Below are 18,662 nucleotides of genomic sequence, written 5' to 3' on the forward strand. Positions count from 1 at the left end.
ACTCGTGCCCGCTGCCCGAAACGGTGGCGGGTTCTTTTTTCACTTGCACAAGCGTGCTTGCGGGCGCGGTACTGGAGCCTGGAATCCTCATGCAGAACCGGATGGTGCGCGGCATCCTGAGCCTGTGTCTGGGCGTGCTGGTCTTCTCGCTGCAGGATCCGCTCGTCAAAGCCGTGTCGAGCGGTTATCCGGTGACCGAGGTGATGGCGATCCGCTCGATCGTCGCCCTGCCGATCCTGATCTTTCTGGTCCATGCCGATGTCGGCTTGCGGGCGATCCTGTCGAGGCGATTCGGCATGCTTACTGTGCGCGCCTTCATCCAGTTCACCTCCTATACGGTGTACTATCTGGCCATCGCTGCCTTGCCGCTGGCCGATGCGGTGGCGCTCTACTTCATGGCGCCGCTGTTCATCATGGCGCTGGCCGGGCCGTATCTTGGCGAGCGCGTCTCCTGGCGGACGCTGGCGACCGTGCTGATCGGGCTGTTCGGCGTCCTCGTGATGCTGCGCCCGGGCGCCGGGCTGTTCGACTGGGCGGCGCTGCTGTCACTGGGCTCGGCGGCGCTCTATGGTTTTTCGCAGTTGATGGCCCGCAAGATCGGCGATACCGAATCGTCCACCGTCATGGCCTTCTATCAGAACGGCGCCTATCTGGTTGGCGCCGCCGTGGTGGCCGGCGCGTTTCACCTTGCTGGCATAACTCACGCCGTCCACCCGAGCCTGGAATTCCTGGTGCGGCCCTGGCTGTGGCCGACGCTGCCCGATTTTCTCAAGATGGCGGCCTGCGGTTTCGTCGCTTCGGCAGGTATGATCTTGCTGTCGCAGGCCTACCGGATGGCGCCGGCCAACCGCGTTGCCACTTTCGAATACACCGGCATCCTGTGGTCGCCGCTGTGGGGTTTCCTGTTCTTCGCCGAAGTACCACGGTCGACAACCGTGATCGGTGCTGCCTTGATCATCGGCGCCGGCCTGATGGCGCTCAACACCGAACGGCGCAAGAGCGCTGCACCCGTGCTCACTGCTGCCGATCCAGCCTGATCAGGCGAAGCAGATCAGCGCCCGTTCGACGCGCGAGCGGATTTCGGCCAGCGTAAAAGGCTTCTGCACGACATCGAGGATAATGCCGTTCAATTCCTCGGCACGCTCGCGCTGGTCGGCATAGCCGGTCATCAGCATGATCTTCATCGATGGGAAGAGCGCTGCCGCCGCGATCGCCATCTCGATGCCGTCCATCTCCGGCATGCGGATGTCGGAGACGACAAGATCGTAGCCGCCACGCGCGGCCTGGATCAGCGAAAGCCCTTGCGCGCCGTCCGCCGCGATATCGATTGTGTGCCCGGCGCGTTCAAGCGCGCGGGCTGCCAGGGTGCGGACGGACTCATCGTCCTCGACGATCAGAAGCTTTGCCATGGCCGGCATATTTGGCGCTGAAAAGTTGACTTTTCCTGAAAGCGCGCAGCATCGCCAAGCATTTTTGATGGCCGCTCACACGTCCCCTTTGACGACGCCGACAAACGGCAACTCGCGAAAAGCGTGGGCAACGTCCATGCCGTAGCCGACGACGAAATAGTCGGGGCAGTCGAAGCCGACATAGTCGGCATTGAGCGCGGTCTGGCGGCGCATGCGCTTGTCGAGCAGCACCGCGATGGAACAGCTCTTGGCGCCCCGCGACAGCATCAGGTCGCGGGTGAAGCTCAGCGTCTTGCCCGATTCGAGAATGTCGTCGATCAACAGCACGTCACGGCCGGCGACCTCATTGTCGATGTCGCGCAGCACCCTCACCTCGCCGCTGGTGGTGCCGGCGCCGTAGCTGGAGATGAAGATGAATTCGACCTCGGGCGACAGGCCGACATCGTGCATGGCGCGGATGAGATCGGCGGCGAAGATGAACGAGCCCTTCAGCACCGAGATCACCAGCAAATCGTGATAATCGTGGCCGGCGATCTCCTTGGCAAGCTCGAGATTGCGCCGCGCGATCGCCGATGCCGAAAACAGGACTTCGATGTCCTTGCCGCGTACGATGGGCATTGGTGGTCTTTCCCCGGTGATCGCCTATTGGGCGAAAGTGACCAAAACGGTCCTTACGCCGTTCTTAGGCACGTCGAGCCGGCTGGCAAAGCCGAATCTTTCGCCGGACGCCAGCGCGCGGCCGGATGTCCCCAACGTATAGCGGGTTGTGCGCCCGTCATTGCCAGTCACCCGGATTTCGAGCGGCGGCAACTGCGCCGGTTTCGCACCGTCATTGACGGCCTCACCATCGACGAACAGCGCGGGGTTCGGCCCGGAGGCGTCGACGCGTGACGTGACGCCCGAAATGCTGAGCGCCGAGGCCTGCGCACCGGACAGGAACGGCGCCTGGCGCACTAGCGCGTGCCCGCCGGAAACCCAGAAGGCGGCCAGCGCGGCGCCGATGCCGGCGATCCAGAAGATCGGCCCGCCGCGCGAGGCCGGCGGCCGTTCCGCCGGGGCCTCGGGCTTGCGCAGCATGTCCATGCCCTCGATGGGCGGTGTGACGATCGCGCGCGGCAGCGGTGAAACGCTTTCCACGGCAGGGACAAGACGTGGCATCACCACGTAGTCGGCATCGACGATGTCGACAGCCGAACCACGCATGAACCGGTCCGTAGCGGCAATTGCCGCCGGATCGGTCATGATTTCGCCGGAAACCGGGCGCGCGGTTCGATCGTCAGGCATCATGGCCCCAGCATTGCAGCACGTGTTCGCTTTTCGTTTCTTTTGCGTAAACATAAATGGTTAACGCTTCCCCACCGGAGCCCTCGTGACGAGCCGAAAGAGCCCAGGAATTAACCGCCGGTTAACCATGCCGGCCGATGGTCTTTACCCAGAACAGGCCGGCTCGCCGCCGTGCCGAATTTCAGGTCGCCGAAATTGATTCGTTTCGAAAATGTCGGCCTCCGCTATGGCATGGGTCCGGAAATCCTCCGCGACATCTCCCTGCACATTCCGGAGCGCTCCTTCCAGTTCCTCAGCGGGCCCTCGGGCGCCGGCAAGACGACCTTGCTGCGCCTGCTGTTCATGTCGCTGAAGCCGACGCGCGGGCTGATCACCATCTTCGGCAAGGATCGCTCACGCATCTCGCGTACCGAACTGCCGCATCTGCGGCGCCGCATCGGCGTGGTGTTCCAGGACTTTCGCCTGCTCGACCACATGACCACCTACGAGAACGTCGCGCTGCCTTTGCGCGTACGCGGGCGCGAGGAGGCGAGCTACCGCACCGATGTCACCGAGCTGTTGAAGTGGGTCGGGCTGGGCGAACGCATGCATGTGCTGCCGCCAGTTCTGTCCGGCGGCGAGAAGCAGCGCGCGGCGATCGCGCGTGCGCTGATCGAGCAGCCGGAAATCCTGCTCGCCGACGAGCCGACCGGCAATGTCGATCCGCCGCTGGCGCGACGCCTGCTGCGGCTGTTCATCGAGCTCAACCGTCTGGGCACCGCCGTGGTGATCGCCACCCACGACCTCGGCCTGATGGAACAGGTCGACGCGCGCCGCATGATCCTGGCCGGCGGAAGGCTGGACATCTATGACTGAGCTGTCCGCCGACCATCTTGTGGAACGAGAGCAGGACGCCGAGGCGAGCGAGGCAAAGCCGCGCGCCCAGCGCAGGATGGCGCCGATCGTGCCGGCGCAGAACATCGCGGGCCGGGCGCTGGTGCTGGTCATCGCCATCATGACCTTCCTGTCCTGCCTGACCTTCGGCGCGGTGACGCTGGTGCGCGACACCGCGTCTGTCTGGGAGAACCAGATCTCGCGCGAGGCGACGATCCAGGTCAAGCCGGTCGACGGCCTGGACATGGAGGCAGCCCTTGCCCAGGCCTCGCAGATCGCCGGCGAGTTTCCCGGCGTCAAAGCAACCAAGATCATCGATCGCGAGGCAACCGCGAGGCTGCTGGAGCCATGGCTGGGTTCAGGCCTCAACATCGACGAGCTACCGGTGCCGCGCCTGATCATCGTCACCATCGACGAGAACAGCCCGCCCGATTTCGCCGCCATGCGCGCCGCGATCACACCGAAACTGCCGAGCGCATCGCTCGACGATCACCGCACCTGGGTCGACCGGCTGGTCGCCATGGCCCGCACCACGGTGACCATCGGCATCGCCGTGCTGGCGCTGATGCTGTCGGCGACGGTGCTGACCGTGGTGTTCGCAACGCGCGGCGCCATGGCCGGCAACGGCCACATCATCGAGGTGCTGCATTTCGTCGGTGCCGAGGCACAATTCATCGCACGCGAATTCCGCCGGCATTTCCTGGTCACCGGCATGAAGGGCGCGGCGGCCGGCGGGGCGGCGGCGGTGCTCGTCTTCATCGTCTTTTCCTGGTGGTCGTCGCGCAACATGGCAACACCGCAGGCCGACCAGGCGACCGCCCTGTTCGGCAATTTCGCCATCGGTTCGGCTGGCTATCTCGGTGTCGTCTTGATGGTGCTGGTGATCGGCGGGCTGACGGCGGCGACGTCCCACGCCACCGTCGTTGCCTATCTCAGCGACATCGATGTCCGCCAACCGGATGCAGGCTGATCCATGTCGCCCAAAAGTGGGAACCGGTTTTGGGACAACGACATGGATAAGACAGGGTGATCACGGATGGAGAATTCACGTAACGCAAAGTGCGTCTTTTACCTACCCAAGGGCGCATTTCAGGACTAACCATATGGCTATGGACGCGCGGGAATCGACCGGTACGGCTGGGCAGATGCCAGTGGTGGTTGCCCGTTCGCATGACCGTAGCACGGTGAGCCGTCTAAGGGCCGCGTTGCGCCTGTCCGCTCTCTCTGTGCTCATCCTCGCAACTTTGTTTGCCGGCGGCTTCGGCTGGTTCGCCAACAAGGTCAGTCACCTGACAACGCCCGCCAACCCGGCCAAGGCAGACGCGATCATCGTGCTGACCGGCGGCCAGTCCCGCCTTGATGCCGCGATGGATCTGCTGGCGTCCGGCAAGGGCGAGCGGCTGCTGATCAGCGGTGTGCATCCTTCCGCCAGCCGTCGCCAGTTGCAGGCGGCGACCGGTGGTGACGTCAGGCTGTTCTCCTGCTGTGTCGACATCGACCGTGCTGCGCTCGACACGATCGGCAATGCCGAGGAAAGTGCCAAATGGGTGGAGAGCCACGCCTATGGCACGGTGATCCTCGTCACCAACAACTATCATATGCCGCGCAGCCTGCTTGAGATGGGCCGACTGCTGCACGGCGCCAAGCTCGAGCCCTATCCGGTGGTCAATTCCAACCTCGACAATGGCGGCTGGCTGACCAAGCCGCGGGCCTTGCGGGTGCTGTTCACCGAGTACAACAAATATTTGCTGGCGCTGGCGCGCGGCATCGTGCCGGTCAAGCCGACGCCCAACGGCATCGCGCTGGCCGAAACCGCGGCCGGCGGCTGATCATTCCCCTGCGGCGGCGCCTGAATTCACCTTGAGACGTGCGATCTCCTGTTCAAGTCGCTCGATGCGCTTGTCCCGCTCGCCGAGCGCGGCCGCCACGTCGGCTGCCTCGAACCGTTGCGGGATATGTTGCGGGCAATTGGCATCCCAGGCCGAGACCGTGAACAGGATGACCTGCTCGGGGCGCGCCTTGTAATCCTGCGGCATCAGCTTCGCCATCAGTTCGGCATCGTTCTCGACGACGCGCGCGGTACCCCAGAGCTTGATGCGCTGGCGGTGCATGTAGTCGATCAGGAACAGGAAGGCCTGCGGATTGTCGGCCAGATTGCCCTGCGTGATGAACTGCCGATTGCCGGCAAAATCCGCGAAGCCGATCGTGTGTTCGTCCAGCACCTTGAGAAACCCGGCCGGCCCGCCGCGATGCTGGATATAGGGCTGGCCCTCGCCATTGGCCGTCGACAGGAAGACGCTGGTCTGCATCTCGATGAAGGCGGCAAGGTCAGGGGTGATGGCGGCCTGCCAGCCGCCACGCTCCTCGACGCGGGCATAGGATTGCCGCGAGCCCTTGCGGGCCTGGATCGCCTTGACCGTCGGCGTGAAGGCAACATCGCTGGTGAAAGCATGCGCGTTCATCGAAACCTCCTTGCCCGGAACGGGAATTCATCCAAAGCCCGAGTTCCTATAATGTTGGGTGATCGTCCGGCCGCTGGCCGAGCAGACGATCAGCCCGTGCAGGCAGGCCGACACATCGAATATAGAGCCTTCCATCAATGAAACGCAGATGGCATATTCGTAACCTGTCCTCCCATTTTTCGGAAGAAGCTATGGATCGTCTCGAAGCCATGTCGCTCTTTGTCGCCGCGGTGGAGGCAGGCAGCCTTTCCGAGGCCAGCCGCCGTTTCGGCATTCCGCTGGCGACGGTCAGCCGCAAGATTTCCGATCTTGAGCGCCACCTGAACACACGCCTCCTGAACCGCTCGACGCGCAGGCTTACGCCGACCGATGCCGGCCAGGCCTATCTTGCCGCCTGCCGCCGCATCCTCGACGAGGTCGGTGAGGCCGAACGCACGGCAGCCGGCGAATACAGCGCGCCGACCGGCGAACTGGCCATCACCGCGCCGGTCGTCTTTGGCCGCCTGCATGTGCTGCCGGTCGTCACCGGTTTCCTCGCCGCCTATCCCGACGTGGACATCCGCCTGACGCTGGCAGACCGCATAACCCAGCTGGTCGAGGACCATTTCGATCTCGCCATCCGCATCGGCCAACTGCCCGATTCGAGCCTGGTCGCCATTGGCGTCGGCGCGATCCGCCGCGTCGTGTGCGCCAACCCCGCCTATCTGGCCGAGCATGGCACGCCGACGACCCTGGAAGATCTCGGAACACACAGCTGCATCACCTTCGAGAGGCTTGCTTCCGCCACCACCTGGAGCTTCACCAGGGGCAAGGCCGAAATCCCGATTCAGGTTCGCTCACGGCTTCAGGTCAACACCGCCGAAGCGGCCATCGATGCAGCGATTGCCGGCGTCGGGCTGACACGGGTGCTTTCCTACCAGATCGAAGCCGCACAGCGGTCCGGCACGCTGCGCGTCCTGCTGCAGGAGTTCGAGCCAAAGCCATGGCCGGTAAGCCTGGTGCATGCAGGCCACGGCCTGCTGCCGGTCAAGCTGCGCGCATTCCTCGATTTTGCCGCCCCGCGCCTGAAGGAGCGATTGGCGCGACTGATGTAGCGGAATCGGGCCGCTCGCCGATCGACGGATCGCTCATCTTCGCCGATCAGAGCGCCCGACGGCCATTTCCTTTTTCCCCGCGCTTGGTGTAACCAACGCTCACCTCCTGACCGGGCCTCCCCCAATGCTCTATTTCAGATCGCTGACGTTCAATTTCGTCTTCTACGTCAACCTGATCGTCCAGATGATCCTCTGGACCCCCTATTACTTCCTGTCGCCCCGTCACCGCGCCTGGTTCGTGCCGAAATTCTGGTCGCGCACCTCGATGTGGCTTTATGACAAGATCGCCGGAACGAAGAACGACATCACCGGCCAGGAAAACCTGCCCGAGGGCTCCTTCATCCTGGCGCCAAAGCACCAGTCGTTCTGGGATGCGATCGCCTTCTTCCCCTTCCTCCAGGACCCGCTCTACATCCTGAAGCGCGAGCTGACCTGGATCCCGTTCTTCGGCTGGTACATCATGAAGATGCGCATGATCCCGGTTCACCGCGGCAGCCGCTCGAAGGCGCTGAAGGCCGTGGTCGCCGCGACCAAGGAGGAGATGGCCCGCAATCCCCGCCAGCTCATCATCTATCCCGAGGGCACACGCCGGGCGCCGGGCGACGAGCCGGCCTACAAATACGGCATCGTCGAAATCTACACGCAACTTGGCATTCCGGTGGTGCCGGTCGCCCATGTCGCCGGTCTCTATTGGCCGCGTCGAAAATTTCTGCGCTACCCCGGCACCGTGAAGGCGCGTTTCCTGCCGCCGATCCCACCGGGACTGGGCAAGGACGAATTCATGGCCCGGCTGATCGGTGAAACCGAGGCTGCCTGCGACCAGTTCCTGATTGATGCGGCACGCGGCCCGAACCCACCTGCCTTGCCGCCGACAGCGGTGAAAAGGCTGCAGGAGCTGGACGCGGCTGCAAGAACCAAAGTCTGAACCGGAAGTCTCCGGCCGGCAGGTCTCAGCCAAACACGGCCAGCGCGGTGGTCAACACCAGCGTCGCGGCAAAGACCAGATTGATGACCCGCGAAGCCGCCGGCCGGCGCAGGAAGCGCGCGAACGCTGCCCCCGCGACAAGCCACAGAGCGTGGATGGCAACGATCATCAGGGCAAGAGCCGCCAGCTTCAGCCATAGACCAAGCTCAGCGGCGCCCTGTTTCGACGAGGCACCGGCAAACACGGCGGCGATCGCCACATAGGCCTTTGGATTGGCGACCGCGAGAAGAAACCCAGCCAGCCATGTTGGGCGCGAAGCTTCGGCGGCACGTGCTGCCAAGGGCGGGGCCGTGGCGATCTTGAAGGCGAGATAGAGGATGTAGGCGGCGGACGCGACGGCCAGCAACGGCGCCAGCTTCGGCATCGACGCGAGCACCGCCATGACCCCCGTCGCGACGACCAAAAGCACGGCGATCGTGCCCAGGATGATCCCCCAGGCATAGCCCAGCGAATGGCGCAAACCGAACGCCGCGCCGACGACGGTGACGCTTATCGTTGCCGGTCCCGGGCTGCCCATGACGACGGCAGAGGCAAGCACCAGAGCGAGCAGCTGACGCCAAAGGTCCGGCTGCGAAAGAAGCGGCTCAGTCATCTCACCCTCTGCCTTGCCCCGTGCGACGGAGGCTATGGCAAGACAAGAGGGTCGTCTTGGACGTTCGTGCGAGGAGCGGCCGCCGAAAACCTCAGCCGCTCGCTCTGTCGAGTTCGGCCATGTCGGCAGCGCTCAGCTTCAGGGACGCCGCCTTGATCAGGCTGTCCATCTGCTCGGGCTTGGTGGCGCTGGCGATCGGTGCGGTGACGCCCGGCCGCGCGATTGCCCAGGCAAGCGCCACCTCCGCCTGCTTGGCCGAATGCCTGGTCGACACCGCGTCGAGTGCGGCAAGGATGCGCATGCCGCGCGCGTTGAGGTAGTCTTTCACCCCACCGCCACGCGGGCTTTGACCGAGATCGGCCTCGCTGCGGTATTTGCCGCTGAGAAAACCCTTGGCCAGGCTGAAATAGGTGATGACGCCGATGTCTTCGGCCACGCACAGATCGCGCAGCGGCCCGTCAAAGGACGAGCGATCGTAGAGATTGTATTCCGGCTGCAGCACCTCGTAGCGCGGCAGGCTTCGCAGGCTCGCCACATCAAGCGCGGCACGCAACTGGCCGGCGTCGAGGTTCGAGCAGCCGGCATAGCGGATCTTGCCCTTGGCGAGCAGCTTCTCATAGGCGCCAAGGGTTTCCTCATAGGGCGTCGTCGGGTCCGGCCAATGCGACAGATAGAGGTCGATGACATCGGTCTGCAGCCGCTTCAGCGATGCATCTACGGCCTTTTCGATGTAGGCGGCGGACAGGTCCTTGTGTCCTTGCCCCATATCCGAACCGACCTTGGTGATCACCACGACCTTGTCACGATTGCCACGGTCTTTCATCCACTTGCCGATGATGGTTTCCGACTCACCGCCCTTGTGGCCAGAGACCCAGCGCGAATAGGCGTCCGCCGTATCGATAGCGTTGAGGCCGGCCCCGACGAAGCGGTCGAGCAGGTCGAACGAGGTTTTCTCGTCGGCGGTCCAGCCGAAGACATTGCCGCCCAGAACCAGCGGCGCGATGGACAGGTCGGTGCGACCGAGACGGCGTTTCTGCAAGGCGTATCTCCAGGATGATTGGGGTGGGCGAATGCGGCCCACTGGCTGAGGTTCGAAGCCTAACTAGGTCTTGCCTGATCGAGGTCAAAGGCCTGGCCGCCTTTTTCCGCAGAGCCAGCTTCACAAAGGCGCGACCTGCCTGGCGACATCCTCCAGCCAGTGGTCGCGGATGCCCAGCGCCTTGAGATGCTCCAGCGTGCTGAGCACATAGTCCTCGTTGATGCCGGATTGGCCGACGGCACCGCGCACCACCGCCGCCGCATGTGCCGCATCGAGCGCGCCGGCATATTGCTCGTGCTGGCGGTCGACGATGTAGGTCACCGCTTCGACCGTGCGGCCGCTGTCGAGGCGAACCTTGAGCATACGCTCGAGATAGACATTGGTGACCAGCTCGCGCTCGCGCAGATAGGTGATGACCTCGTCGCGCAAGCCGCCGGGAACGCGGAACGCCAGGCCGATGCAGGAGCCGCCGCGGTCGAGGCCGAGTACCAGCCCCGGTCGTTCACGCGTGCCGCGATGCACGAAGGAATAGACGCAGAGCGACCGGCGATAGCCGTGCAGACGGGCGCGTTGTGTCTCGACATGCGCGAAACCCGGCCGCCAAATCAGCGAACCATAGCCAAACACCCAAAAATCGCCCATATCGCCGCGCCTGATTGCAAAAGAATGGCAGCACCACAGGGAATCGGTGTTTTTTCCGCCCTTCTCTGTCTACCTATTCGTCTCTGTCTACCTGTTGTTGGCGGAATCGACTGTCCGTCCGCAACACCCTTGCGTTAACGAGAGCCAAAGCATGACGTCAAGTGACGAACGCCAGCCGAGTAACAACGGTCGCCGCCTGTTCTGGCTTGCAGCGTTCATCGTCGTGCTGTTCGCCATCTACAGCGGCGGCTGGTTCTATCTGGCTGACCGGGTGAGGACCGAGGCCGACAAGGCGGTCGCCACGCTGAACAAGACTGGCGTCGAAGCCGGCTGCGCCAACCTGCAGGTCAGCGGCTATCCCCTGAGCTTTAGCGTCTCCTGCGACAACCTGGCCTACGAGGACGATGCCAAAAACATCGCCGCTTCGGCCGGCAGCTTCAACGCAGCCGCCCAGATCATCCAGCCTCTGTCACCGGTAGCCAATCTGCGCGGTCCGCTCAGGACCTCCGTTCCGGACATGGTGCCGCTCTGGATCGACTGGGACAATCTGCAAGCCAACGTCAAATTGTGGTGGCCGCTACCGCAGCGGATTTCTCTGGAGGCGGAGGGCCTGTCCGGCCAGACCGATCCAGCCGACGACACCGATCCGATGCAACTGTTCAGCGCCGGCAAGGCATCAGGTCAGTTGCAGCCGAACGGCGGAGATATCGACTATATCGGCAGTTTTGGCGATCTCGAGATGGATCCCGACGCGATCGGCGGGCGCGTGCTGCCGGCGCTCGATGCCAGCGGCGACGTCACGCTGAAGAACGGCGTCGCGCTGATCGGCACGCAAGTGAAAAGCCTGCGCGGCCAGGCGATCGAAATCCGCAACCTCGACCTGTCGTCGGGCACGGCGCGCATCACCGTTTCGGGACCGCTGTCGGTCGATGCCGAGGGCCTTATCAACGCCGATCTGATGATCAGGCTGAAGGATCCGAAGGCGGTGGCGGCGATCCTCGGCGCCGCCATACCCGAGCAGAAAAGCCAGATCGAGCAGGGCTTTGCTGCCTTGGCGGTGCTCGGCAACGAACCGTCGATGCCGCTGAAGGTGGTCAAGGGCAAGGCCTCGCTCGGCTTCATTCCGCTGGGCAAGATCAAGCCGGTGGAATAGCGTTGCCATGGCAAGACCCGTGAGGTTGCTGAGTGTTGGCGCACTGACGTTGGACACCATCCTGCGTGTCGAGACACTGCCCATGCATCAAGGAAAGTTCATCGCCTCCGACGGCGTCCAGATCGCCTCGGGCATGGCGACGAGCGCTGCCTGCGCGGCCCACCGCCTGGGCGCCGAGGTATCGCTGTGGGCGAGTGCCGGCGACGATGCCGTCGCCGACCAGCTCATCGCCGGCATCGAGGCCGAGGGCGTCGATTGCACCTTTGTGCGCCGCGTCAGAGGCGCCCGCTCGGCGCTGGCCTCGATCCTGGTCGACGCGCATGGCGAGCGCATCATCGTGCCGTTCTATGACAGACTTGCCCAGGCCGATCCCGAAGCCTTGCCGGTCGCTGACCTCATGGCATTCGACGCCGTACTGGTCGATGTCCGCTGGCCGGGTGCGGCAGCACTTGCCCTGAAGGCGGCCCGCGCCATGGGCCGTCCGGCGATCCTCGATGCCGACACCGCACGGCTGGAGGTCCTGGAACAGCTGTTGCCGCTCGCCACGCACATCGTCGCTTCGGAGCCGGCGGCGCGCATTGTCTGCGGCCAGGCGCTCGATCCGGAAACGGCTTGCGCCGATCTCGCCAGCCGCACCGACGCCTTTGTCGCGGTGACCGGCGGCGCGGCGGGGAGCTGGTGGCACGACCGTTCCGCAGGCTGTGTACGCCATGTCGCGGCGCCGAAAATCAAGGCCGTCGACACGTTGGCCGCCGGCGATGTCTTTCACGGCGCCTTCGCCGTCGGGCTGGCGGAAGCCATGCCGGTCGAGCAGGCTTTGCGCTTTGCCAGTGCGGCCGCCGCGCTCAAATGCCTGCGCTTCGGCGGCAGGCTGGGCGCGCCGGACCGCGCCGAGACTCTGGCCATGGTCGCTGCGATCTGGCCGACATCCCGACAAGGCTAAGGGAGCTGAGATTCAGGTCCCTTTAGGGTGCTCGACCGCCTGACGGCCAAAATCGGGCACGTCGATGTCCTGGCCGGCCTCGATGATCGAGCGGCGCACGGCGCGGGTGCGGGTGAACAGGTCGAAGAGTTTTTCGCCATCGCCCCAGCGGATCGCGCGTTGCAGCGACGCCAGATCTTCCGAGAACCGCGCCAGCATTTCGAGGATGGCGTCCTTGTTGTGCAGGCACACGTCGCGCCACATGGTCGGGTCGGAAGCGGCAAGGCGGGTGAAGTCGCGAAAGCCCGAAGCCGAATATTTGATCACTTCGGATTTGGTCACCGACTGCAGATCATCGGCGGTGCCGACGATGTTGTAGGCGATGATGTGCGGCAAATGCGAGACGATGGCCAGCGTCATGTCGTGATGCTGAGGGTCCATCGTGTCGATGTTGGCGCCGCAGCGCCGCCAGAATTCCGACAGCCTCTCCAGCGCGTCCGGATCGGTGTCGGGCACCGGCGTGAAGATGCACCAGCGATTGTCGAACAGGTCGGCGAAACCGGCATCGGGGCCGGATTTTTCAGTGCCCGCCAGTGGGTGACCGGGAATGAAATGGACGCCGGCCGGCACATAAGGCTGCATCTGCGCGATGACCGATGCCTTGGTCGAGCCGACATCGGTGAGGATCGCGCCCGGCTTCAGCGCCGGCGCGATTTCCTCGGCGACCGCGCCGGATGAGCCAACCGGCACCGAGACGATGACCAGATCGGCATCGCGGACCGCTTCTCTCGCATCGGTCGTGTAGGAATCACCCAGCCCAAGCTCCTCAGCCCGCGCCAGCGTCGCGGCGCTGCGGGTGGAAATGGCGACGTGACGGGCGAGGCCCTCGCGGCGGATGACGCGGGCCAGCGACGAGCCGATCAGGCCGATGCCGACCAGCGCAATCTTTTCAAACATCGGTGATGTCATGGTGTTCTAGCTTTTCAGGAATGTCGTGAGAGCGGCGACAACGCCGCGATTGGCCTCTTCGGTGCCGATGGTCATGCGCAGCGCGTTGGGAAAGCCATAGCCGGAAACGCGCCGCAAGATATAGCCGCGCGCGGTCAGATAGTCGTCCGCCGCCGCTGCGGAGTGTTTCTGGTCATCGGGAAAATGGATGAGGACGAAATTGCCGACACTGGGCGTCACCCGCAACCCAAGCCCCGTCATCTGTTCGCTGACCCAGGCCAGCCAGGTCTCGTTATGCGCGACGCTGCGCTCGACATGGGCGCGGTCGCGGATCGCCGCGATGCCGGCCTCGATCGCCGTTGCGTTGACGTTGAAGGGGCCGCGCACGCGGTTGACGGCGTCGACGATGTGCGTCGGCGCGTACATCCAGCCGATCCGCGCACCACCAAGGCCGATCTTGGAGAAGGTACGGGTCATCACGACGTTCTCGGCGCTACCGACCAGTTCGATGCCGGCTTCATAGTCGTTGCGGCGGACATATTCGGCGTATGCCGCGTCGAGCACCAGCAGCACATGCCTGGGCAGGCCGGCATGCAGGCGGCGCACCTCCTGGAACGGCACATAGGTGCCGGTCGGATTGTTGGGATTGGCGAGGAACACGATTTTCGTGCGCGGCGTGACGGCGGCCAGGATAGCATCGATGTCGGCGCGCTCGTTGGTCTCCTTGACCGGTACCGGGACGGCACCTGCCGACTGGATATAGATCTTGTAGACCATGAAGGCGTGTTCGGTGAAGATCGCCTCGTCACCGGGCGCCAGATAGGTCTGCGCCAGCAGGCCGAGGATCTCGTCGGAACCGTTGGAACAGATGATGTTCTGTGCGTTGAGGCCATGCACCTCGGCGATGGCTTCGCGCAGCCGCCTGGCGGTGCCGTCGGGATAGATGTCGAGCTTTCCGGCAATCTCCCGCGCGGCTTCGATCGCCTTTGGCGAGGGCCCCAGCGGATTCTCGTTCGAAGACAGCTTGTAGACCTTGGTAACGCCGGCCGGCGCCGTGCTCTTGCCCGGCACATAGGCGTCGATGTCCATGATGCCCGCGCGCGGGGTTGGACGTGCCTGATCCGGTGTCTGCTTCATTTCGAGATATCCATCGAGAAAGCTCCGCAGGAGCCGCAGCGGAAATACAAGCCATGACCGGCAATGTCGAGAGGTGGCGGTGGTGCCAGTGGCCGGCATTGACGGCAAGGCGGGCGAGTTCTAGAAGAGTAGCGACAGTTCCGTGGTGATTTGGCCGGTCGGCTTGCAGCCACGTTAAACAATTCGCTAAAGGGCCGTTTGCGTGACGTAACCGGCTTTGCGAAGGCAATGCCGGTTTTTTATTGTCCGCGACCGGGCGGATGAGCGCATCGGCCCGAAAATCGGCAGCGATTTTTCGAAAAGCACGATGCGGAAGGGTAGAGAGACATGATGGCCGCTCTGCGTGCTCGCAAAACCAACAACGAGGCCGACCAGCCGTCGAGCCCGGTGTTGCGTTTTGGACCTGACAAGCCGCTCAAGCTCGACGCCGGCACGCTGCTGTCGCCGTTCCAAATCGCCTACCAGACCTATGGCACGCTCAATGACGCCCGTTCCAATGCCATCCTCGTCTGCCACGCGCTGACCGGCGACCAGCATGTCGCCAACACCAATCCCGTAACCGGCAAGCCGGGCTGGTGGGAAGTGCTGATCGGCCCGGGCAAGATCATCGACACCAACCGCTTCTTCGTCATCTGCTCAAACGTCATCGGCGGCTGCCTGGGCTCCACCGGCCCGGCCTCGACCAATCCCGCCACCGGCAAGCCCTATGGGCTCGACCTGCCGATCATCACCATCCGCGACATGGTGCGCGCGCAGCAGATGCTGATCGACCATTTCGGCATCGAGAAACTGTTTTGCGTGCTCGGCGGCTCGATGGGCGGCATGCAGGTGCTGGAATGGGCGTCGAGCTATCCGGAGCGCGTCTTCTCGGCGCTGCCGATCGCCACCGGCGCGCGCCATTCCTCACAGAACATCGCCTTCCACGAGGTCGGTAGGCAAGCTGTCATGGCCGATCCGGACTGGCATGGCGGCAAATATTTCGAGCACGGCAAACGCCCGGAAAAGGGCCTGGCGGTAGCGCGCATGGCCGCCCACATCACCTATCTGTCGGAAGCCGCCCTGCACCGGAAGTTCGGCCGCAATCTGCAGGATCGCGAAGCGCTGACCTTCGGCTTCGACGCCGACTTCCAGATCGAAAGCTATCTGCGCCACCAGGGCATGACCTTCGTCGATCGCTTCGACGCCAATTCCTACCTCTACATGACGCGGTCGATGGACTATTTCGACCTCGCCGCCGATCATGGCGGTCGGTTGGCCGATGCCTTCGCCGGCACGAAAACCCGCTTCTGCCTGGTGTCCTTCACCTCGGACTGGCTGTTCCCGACCGAGGAAAGCCGCTCGATCGTGCATGCGCTCAACGCGGCCGGCGCGTCGGTATCCTTCGTCGAGATCGAAACCGACCGCGGCCACGATGCCTTCCTGCTCGACGAGCCGGAACTGTTTGCCGCCATCAACGGCTTCATCGGATCGGCGGCCCGGGCGAGAGGGCTCAGCGCATGACCCCGAAAAATTGCAGACTTTTCGGATCGGGATCATGCGCCAGGCAGGAGGCGAAGCCATGAGTGTCAACCGCGACCAGCGCGTCGACCTCGAGGTCGTCGCCAACCTCATCCCACCGCAGTCGCGCGTGCTCGACGTCGGTTCGGGCGACGGCTCGCTGCTCGAACTGCTGCAGGACACCAAACAGGTCGACGGTCGTGGACTGGAGCTGTCGCAGCGCGGCGTCAACGAATGCGTGGCGCGCGGCCTCTCGGTCATCCAGGGCGATGCCGACAAGGACCTCGAATTCTATCCCGACAAGGGCTTTGACTTCGTCGTCCTGTCGCAGACGCTGCAGGCAACCCGCAATCCGAAGCTGGTGCTCGACGAACTGCTCAGGATTGGCAACCGCGCCATCGTGTCCTTCCCCAATTTCGGCCATTGGCGGGTGCGCCTGTCGCTGTTCATCCAGGGCCGCATGCCGGTGACCAAGGACCTGCCCTATTCCTGGTACGACACGCCCAACATCCACTTCTGCACCATCCGCGATTTCGTCAATCTGTGCGACGAGCTCGGCGCGACCGTGGAGAAGGCGACGGCGCTCGACGCCAATGGCCAGAAGATCGGCCTGTCGATGCCGTGGTGGTTCTGGAATTTCTTCGGCCAGCAGGCAGTGTTCTTGCTGAAACGGTAGCTGTGTTCGCCATGCATCTCTTTCGTAGGCGCCCTTTGCCTGTTGAAGTCCCTTCCGACATCCTGGCTGGGTTAAAAGCCGGGATTCTCATCTGCACCTCACCACGCAGTGGCAGCAACCATCTCGCCGGGTTGATGGCAACCGCCGGGCTTGGCAATCCTCTGGAATGGTTCGGCGGCCGCCGTGTTCTCGAATTGCCGAACTATCCTCGCGATCCCCGTGCTCAGGTTTTGCGTGCATTAAAGGATGGGCGATCTCCCTCCGGAATTTATGCAGTCAAACTCTTTGCAAGCCAGTTTTCCCAGGTGGCCAAGACTGTGGACCTCCCAGCCAGCCTTCCAGGACTGCGCTATGTCCGCTTAACCCGCCGCGATCTCCTTGGTCAGGCAATTTCTTGGGCACGCGCTCGTCAGACCGGTCGATTTCGCTCCACTGAGGCTGCTCAGAACTCACCACGCTATGACGGCGCGGCGATCGCGGAGGCGCTTGAAAAAATCATGCTGGAAAATCTGGCCTGGGACATTTGGCTAGCAAGAAACGGATTGTCTTTCCTGTCATTGACATATGAGGAACTCTTGGCAAACCCACGGGCCAGCCTTGTAAAGGTCGCGCATCTGGTTGACGCTGAAATCACATTTGAATCTACATCAGCCCCCAATTCTGGTCTCGAGATCCAACGGGACACCGTCAATACGGAATGGAGGGAACGCTTCTTGTCGCAGTATTCCGACACCTCAAAGTTCCAGACCAGAAATCACCGCGGGTCCGGCTTTCTTTGAAATCCGAGCTGGCGCTCCGATTTGATCAAAGAGGCAACATGCAAGATTATGTGGGACAATGGAGCGTTTCACGAAAGGCTGTCGCTAGATAGGCAGAGGTTGCTTTACTTTAGGTTGCGGCGGATATAGCCACCTGGACGATGAACGGTCAGTGCAGAGATGGTTGAAGAACGCGCAAGATATTCACTCGTTGTGGAAATGGAAAACGCCAAGTCCATCGACTGGGACGAGATCGGCGTTGGACTGAAGGCCTTGGCGCGGGAAATCGTAGCTGTCACTGATCTCGGCCTGGCGCGACCGAAAGTTGTTATTTCTCATGGTGGGCATGAGTCGGATGCAGACGCGCTGCTTCATAAAATCACGGCTGAAGCACCGCAGCTGGGTCAAGTTTCCGACCTCGTCTTCACAGCGTTCCCTGGGGGCCGATACTACGACCTGAAGAACAATGGCGTACTGGCAACGGACGGAAGCATCGTCATCTTGACCGATTCCGACGTCGTGCCGGAACCAGGCTGGCTGTCAGCTTTGCTGAAGCCATTTGAAGATCCAAAAATCATTTGCGTAAACGGATACACATATCTTTCGCACGATGATTTCTTTTCAAGAACGTTTGCCCTGATCTGGTTTTTCCCGATGGCTCATGGCGATGGGCGATTTGCCTCGAAGCGGGCGATGAACGCCAACAATGTAGGGTTTCGACGCGAATGGATCGTCAGCCATCCTTTCCCGAAACACAATGGCTTCAAGGTTTCCTGCACGTTGCTGATGCGCGAACTGCTGCGCGAAGGCCACAAAATTCATAATGTCAACGCACGCGTCTACCACTACTCACCCCGGGGCTGGCGGTTCTTTTACTGGCGTGCCTTGGTTACCGGCCGCGACGCCGACCGGAAGTTCGTGGCGCTCAATTCGGCTGGCCGTACGCAACGGGTGGCCAAGTCTTTCAGCCGATGGTTCACCATGTCGTGGCGCACGACACGACGGATTGTCGGCCATGCCCGAGAGACAGGGATGCCGCCTTGGCAAATTCCATTTTCCCTGATTGTCGGTCAGGCATTTTATGCCCTGGCGTTTTGGGGCCAGTTCAGTTTCGCCGCCGGCATTGTTCGTGACGAAATCGAGATCGTGCCTGACTATGTCGGGCACAGCTAGGCGCCTTTCCCGATCCCT

Annotated in this window: 21 protein-coding genes and 1 riboswitch; of the genes, 12 read left to right on the forward strand and 9 right to left on the reverse strand. The window is 63.0% G+C overall.

Annotated elements, in window-relative coordinates:
• Positions 1-89 precede the first annotated feature (89 nt).
• A complete protein-coding gene (locus tag EJ076_RS32980; protein WP_109671663.1) occupies positions 90-1,037 on the forward strand; it encodes a DMT family transporter in 948 nt (315 codons plus the stop codon).
• On the opposite strand, the gene EJ076_RS32985 is transcribed toward EJ076_RS32980, so the two are convergent.
• From EJ076_RS32985 to EJ076_RS32995, 3 genes are all read right to left on the reverse strand, one after another.
• Positions 1,038-1,409, reverse strand: coding sequence for a response regulator (locus EJ076_RS32985; protein WP_164548794.1), 372 nt, complete (start codon positions 1,407-1,409; stop codon positions 1,038-1,040).
• A gap of 75 nt (positions 1,410-1,484) precedes the next feature.
• On the reverse strand, positions 1,485-2,027 hold the full coding sequence (gene hpt, locus EJ076_RS32990) for a hypoxanthine phosphoribosyltransferase (RefSeq protein ID WP_056583612.1): 543 nt from the start codon (positions 2,025-2,027) through the stop codon (positions 1,485-1,487).
• A 24-nt stretch (positions 2,028-2,051) separates the two neighbouring features.
• The gene (locus EJ076_RS32995) at positions 2,052-2,696 is read right to left on the reverse strand and encodes a hypothetical protein (protein ID WP_126070677.1); all 645 of its coding nucleotides are present in this window, start codon (positions 2,694-2,696) and stop codon (positions 2,052-2,054) included.
• A 192-nt stretch (positions 2,697-2,888) separates the two neighbouring features.
• Between EJ076_RS32995 and ftsE the strand changes: the two genes are divergently transcribed.
• The 3 genes from ftsE to EJ076_RS33010 all read left to right on the forward strand — a co-directional run bounded on the left by ftsE (position 2,889) and on the right by EJ076_RS33010 (position 5,395).
• The gene (ftsE, locus tag EJ076_RS33000; protein WP_010911739.1) at positions 2,889-3,548 is read left to right on the forward strand and encodes a cell division ATP-binding protein FtsE; all 660 of its coding nucleotides are present in this window, start codon (positions 2,889-2,891) and stop codon (positions 3,546-3,548) included.
• Positions 3,541-4,536: an ABC transporter permease gene (locus EJ076_RS33005; RefSeq protein WP_126070678.1), complete on the forward strand. Its 996-nt coding sequence runs from the start codon at positions 3,541-3,543 to the stop codon at positions 4,534-4,536. Before ftsE ends, EJ076_RS33005 begins: the two co-directional genes overlap by 8 nt.
• Positions 4,537-4,669: 133 nt before the next feature.
• A complete protein-coding gene (locus EJ076_RS33010) occupies positions 4,670-5,395 on the forward strand; it encodes a YdcF family protein (RefSeq protein WP_109671635.1) in 726 nt (241 codons plus the stop codon).
• Here the strand turns inward: EJ076_RS33010 and EJ076_RS33015 are convergent, their stop codons facing one another.
• A complete protein-coding gene (locus tag EJ076_RS33015) occupies positions 5,396-6,028 on the reverse strand; it encodes a pyridoxamine 5'-phosphate oxidase family protein (protein ID WP_126070679.1) in 633 nt (210 codons plus the stop codon).
• Between the two features lie 191 nt (positions 6,029-6,219).
• Here EJ076_RS33015 and EJ076_RS33020 point away from each other — a divergent pair, with 191 nt between their 5' ends.
• Together EJ076_RS33020 and EJ076_RS33025 are read left to right on the forward strand one after the other, a co-directional pair.
• The gene (locus EJ076_RS33020; protein WP_126070680.1) at positions 6,220-7,122 is read left to right on the forward strand and encodes a LysR family transcriptional regulator; all 903 of its coding nucleotides are present in this window, start codon (positions 6,220-6,222) and stop codon (positions 7,120-7,122) included.
• A gap of 124 nt (positions 7,123-7,246) precedes the next feature.
• Entirely contained in the window at positions 7,247-8,047 is an 801-nt protein-coding gene (locus EJ076_RS33025; RefSeq protein WP_126070681.1) for a 1-acyl-sn-glycerol-3-phosphate acyltransferase, read from the forward strand.
• 25 nt (positions 8,048-8,072) lie between these two features.
• Here EJ076_RS33025 and EJ076_RS33030 read toward each other — a convergent pair whose 3' ends face one another.
• The 3 genes from EJ076_RS33030 to EJ076_RS33040 all read right to left on the reverse strand — a co-directional run bounded on the left by EJ076_RS33030 (position 8,073) and on the right by EJ076_RS33040 (position 10,380).
• A complete protein-coding gene (locus tag EJ076_RS33030) occupies positions 8,073-8,699 on the reverse strand; it encodes a LysE family translocator (RefSeq protein WP_126070682.1) in 627 nt (208 codons plus the stop codon).
• 91 nt (positions 8,700-8,790) lie between these two features.
• Entirely contained in the window at positions 8,791-9,738 is a 948-nt protein-coding gene (locus EJ076_RS33035) for an aldo/keto reductase (RefSeq protein ID WP_126070683.1), read from the reverse strand.
• A 120-nt stretch (positions 9,739-9,858) separates the two neighbouring features.
• Positions 9,859-10,380 carry a gamma-glutamylcyclotransferase gene (locus tag EJ076_RS33040; RefSeq protein WP_109671627.1) on the reverse strand — a complete coding sequence of 174 codons (522 nt, stop codon included), beginning with the start codon at positions 10,378-10,380 and terminating at the stop codon, positions 9,859-9,861.
• Positions 10,381-10,531: 151 nt separating this feature from the next.
• Here EJ076_RS33040 and EJ076_RS33045 point away from each other — a divergent pair, with 151 nt between their 5' ends.
• Both EJ076_RS33045 and EJ076_RS33050 read left to right on the forward strand, forming a co-directional pair.
• Positions 10,532-11,533, forward strand: coding sequence for a DUF2125 domain-containing protein (locus tag EJ076_RS33045; RefSeq protein ID WP_126070684.1), 1,002 nt, complete (start codon positions 10,532-10,534; stop codon positions 11,531-11,533).
• Positions 11,534-11,540: 7 nt separating this feature from the next.
• The gene (locus tag EJ076_RS33050; RefSeq protein WP_126070685.1) at positions 11,541-12,476 is read left to right on the forward strand and encodes a sugar kinase; all 936 of its coding nucleotides are present in this window, start codon (positions 11,541-11,543) and stop codon (positions 12,474-12,476) included.
• A gap of 12 nt (positions 12,477-12,488) precedes the next feature.
• Here EJ076_RS33050 and EJ076_RS33055 read toward each other — a convergent pair whose 3' ends face one another.
• A complete protein-coding gene (locus tag EJ076_RS33055) occupies positions 12,489-13,424 on the reverse strand; it encodes a prephenate/arogenate dehydrogenase family protein (RefSeq protein WP_206438752.1) in 936 nt (311 codons plus the stop codon).
• Between the two features lie 6 nt (positions 13,425-13,430).
• Positions 13,431-14,540, reverse strand: a complete 1,110-nt coding sequence (hisC, locus tag EJ076_RS33060; protein ID WP_126070687.1) for a histidinol-phosphate transaminase — start codon at positions 14,538-14,540, stop codon at positions 13,431-13,433.
• A gap of 132 nt (positions 14,541-14,672) precedes the next feature.
• Positions 14,673-14,750: riboswitch (SAM riboswitch) on the forward strand.
• 120 nt (positions 14,751-14,870) lie between these two features.
• On the opposite strand from hisC, the gene EJ076_RS33065 reads away from it, so the two are divergent.
• The 4 genes from EJ076_RS33065 (at position 14,871) to EJ076_RS33080 (ending at position 18,644) form a co-directional block, all read left to right on the forward strand.
• Entirely contained in the window at positions 14,871-16,040 is a 1,170-nt protein-coding gene (locus EJ076_RS33065; protein ID WP_126070688.1) for a homoserine O-acetyltransferase, read from the forward strand.
• Between the two features lie 58 nt (positions 16,041-16,098).
• Positions 16,099-16,713: a methionine biosynthesis protein MetW gene (gene metW / locus EJ076_RS33070; RefSeq protein ID WP_023757246.1), complete on the forward strand. Its 615-nt coding sequence runs from the start codon at positions 16,099-16,101 to the stop codon at positions 16,711-16,713.
• Positions 16,662-17,492 (forward strand): Stf0 family sulfotransferase, encoded by an 831-nt coding sequence (locus EJ076_RS33075; protein WP_126070689.1) that lies wholly within the window; start codon positions 16,662-16,664, stop codon positions 17,490-17,492. The genes metW and EJ076_RS33075 overlap by 52 nt, the downstream gene beginning before the upstream one ends.
• 159 nt (positions 17,493-17,651) lie before the next feature.
• A complete protein-coding gene (locus tag EJ076_RS33080) occupies positions 17,652-18,644 on the forward strand; it encodes a glycosyltransferase (RefSeq protein ID WP_126070690.1) in 993 nt (330 codons plus the stop codon).
• Positions 18,645-18,662 lie beyond the last annotated feature (18 nt).

This window comes from Mesorhizobium sp. M7D.F.Ca.US.005.01.1.1 (assembly GCF_003952545.1).
In the GTDB taxonomy this organism is placed as follows: Bacteria; Pseudomonadota; Alphaproteobacteria; order Rhizobiales; family Rhizobiaceae; genus Mesorhizobium; species Mesorhizobium loti.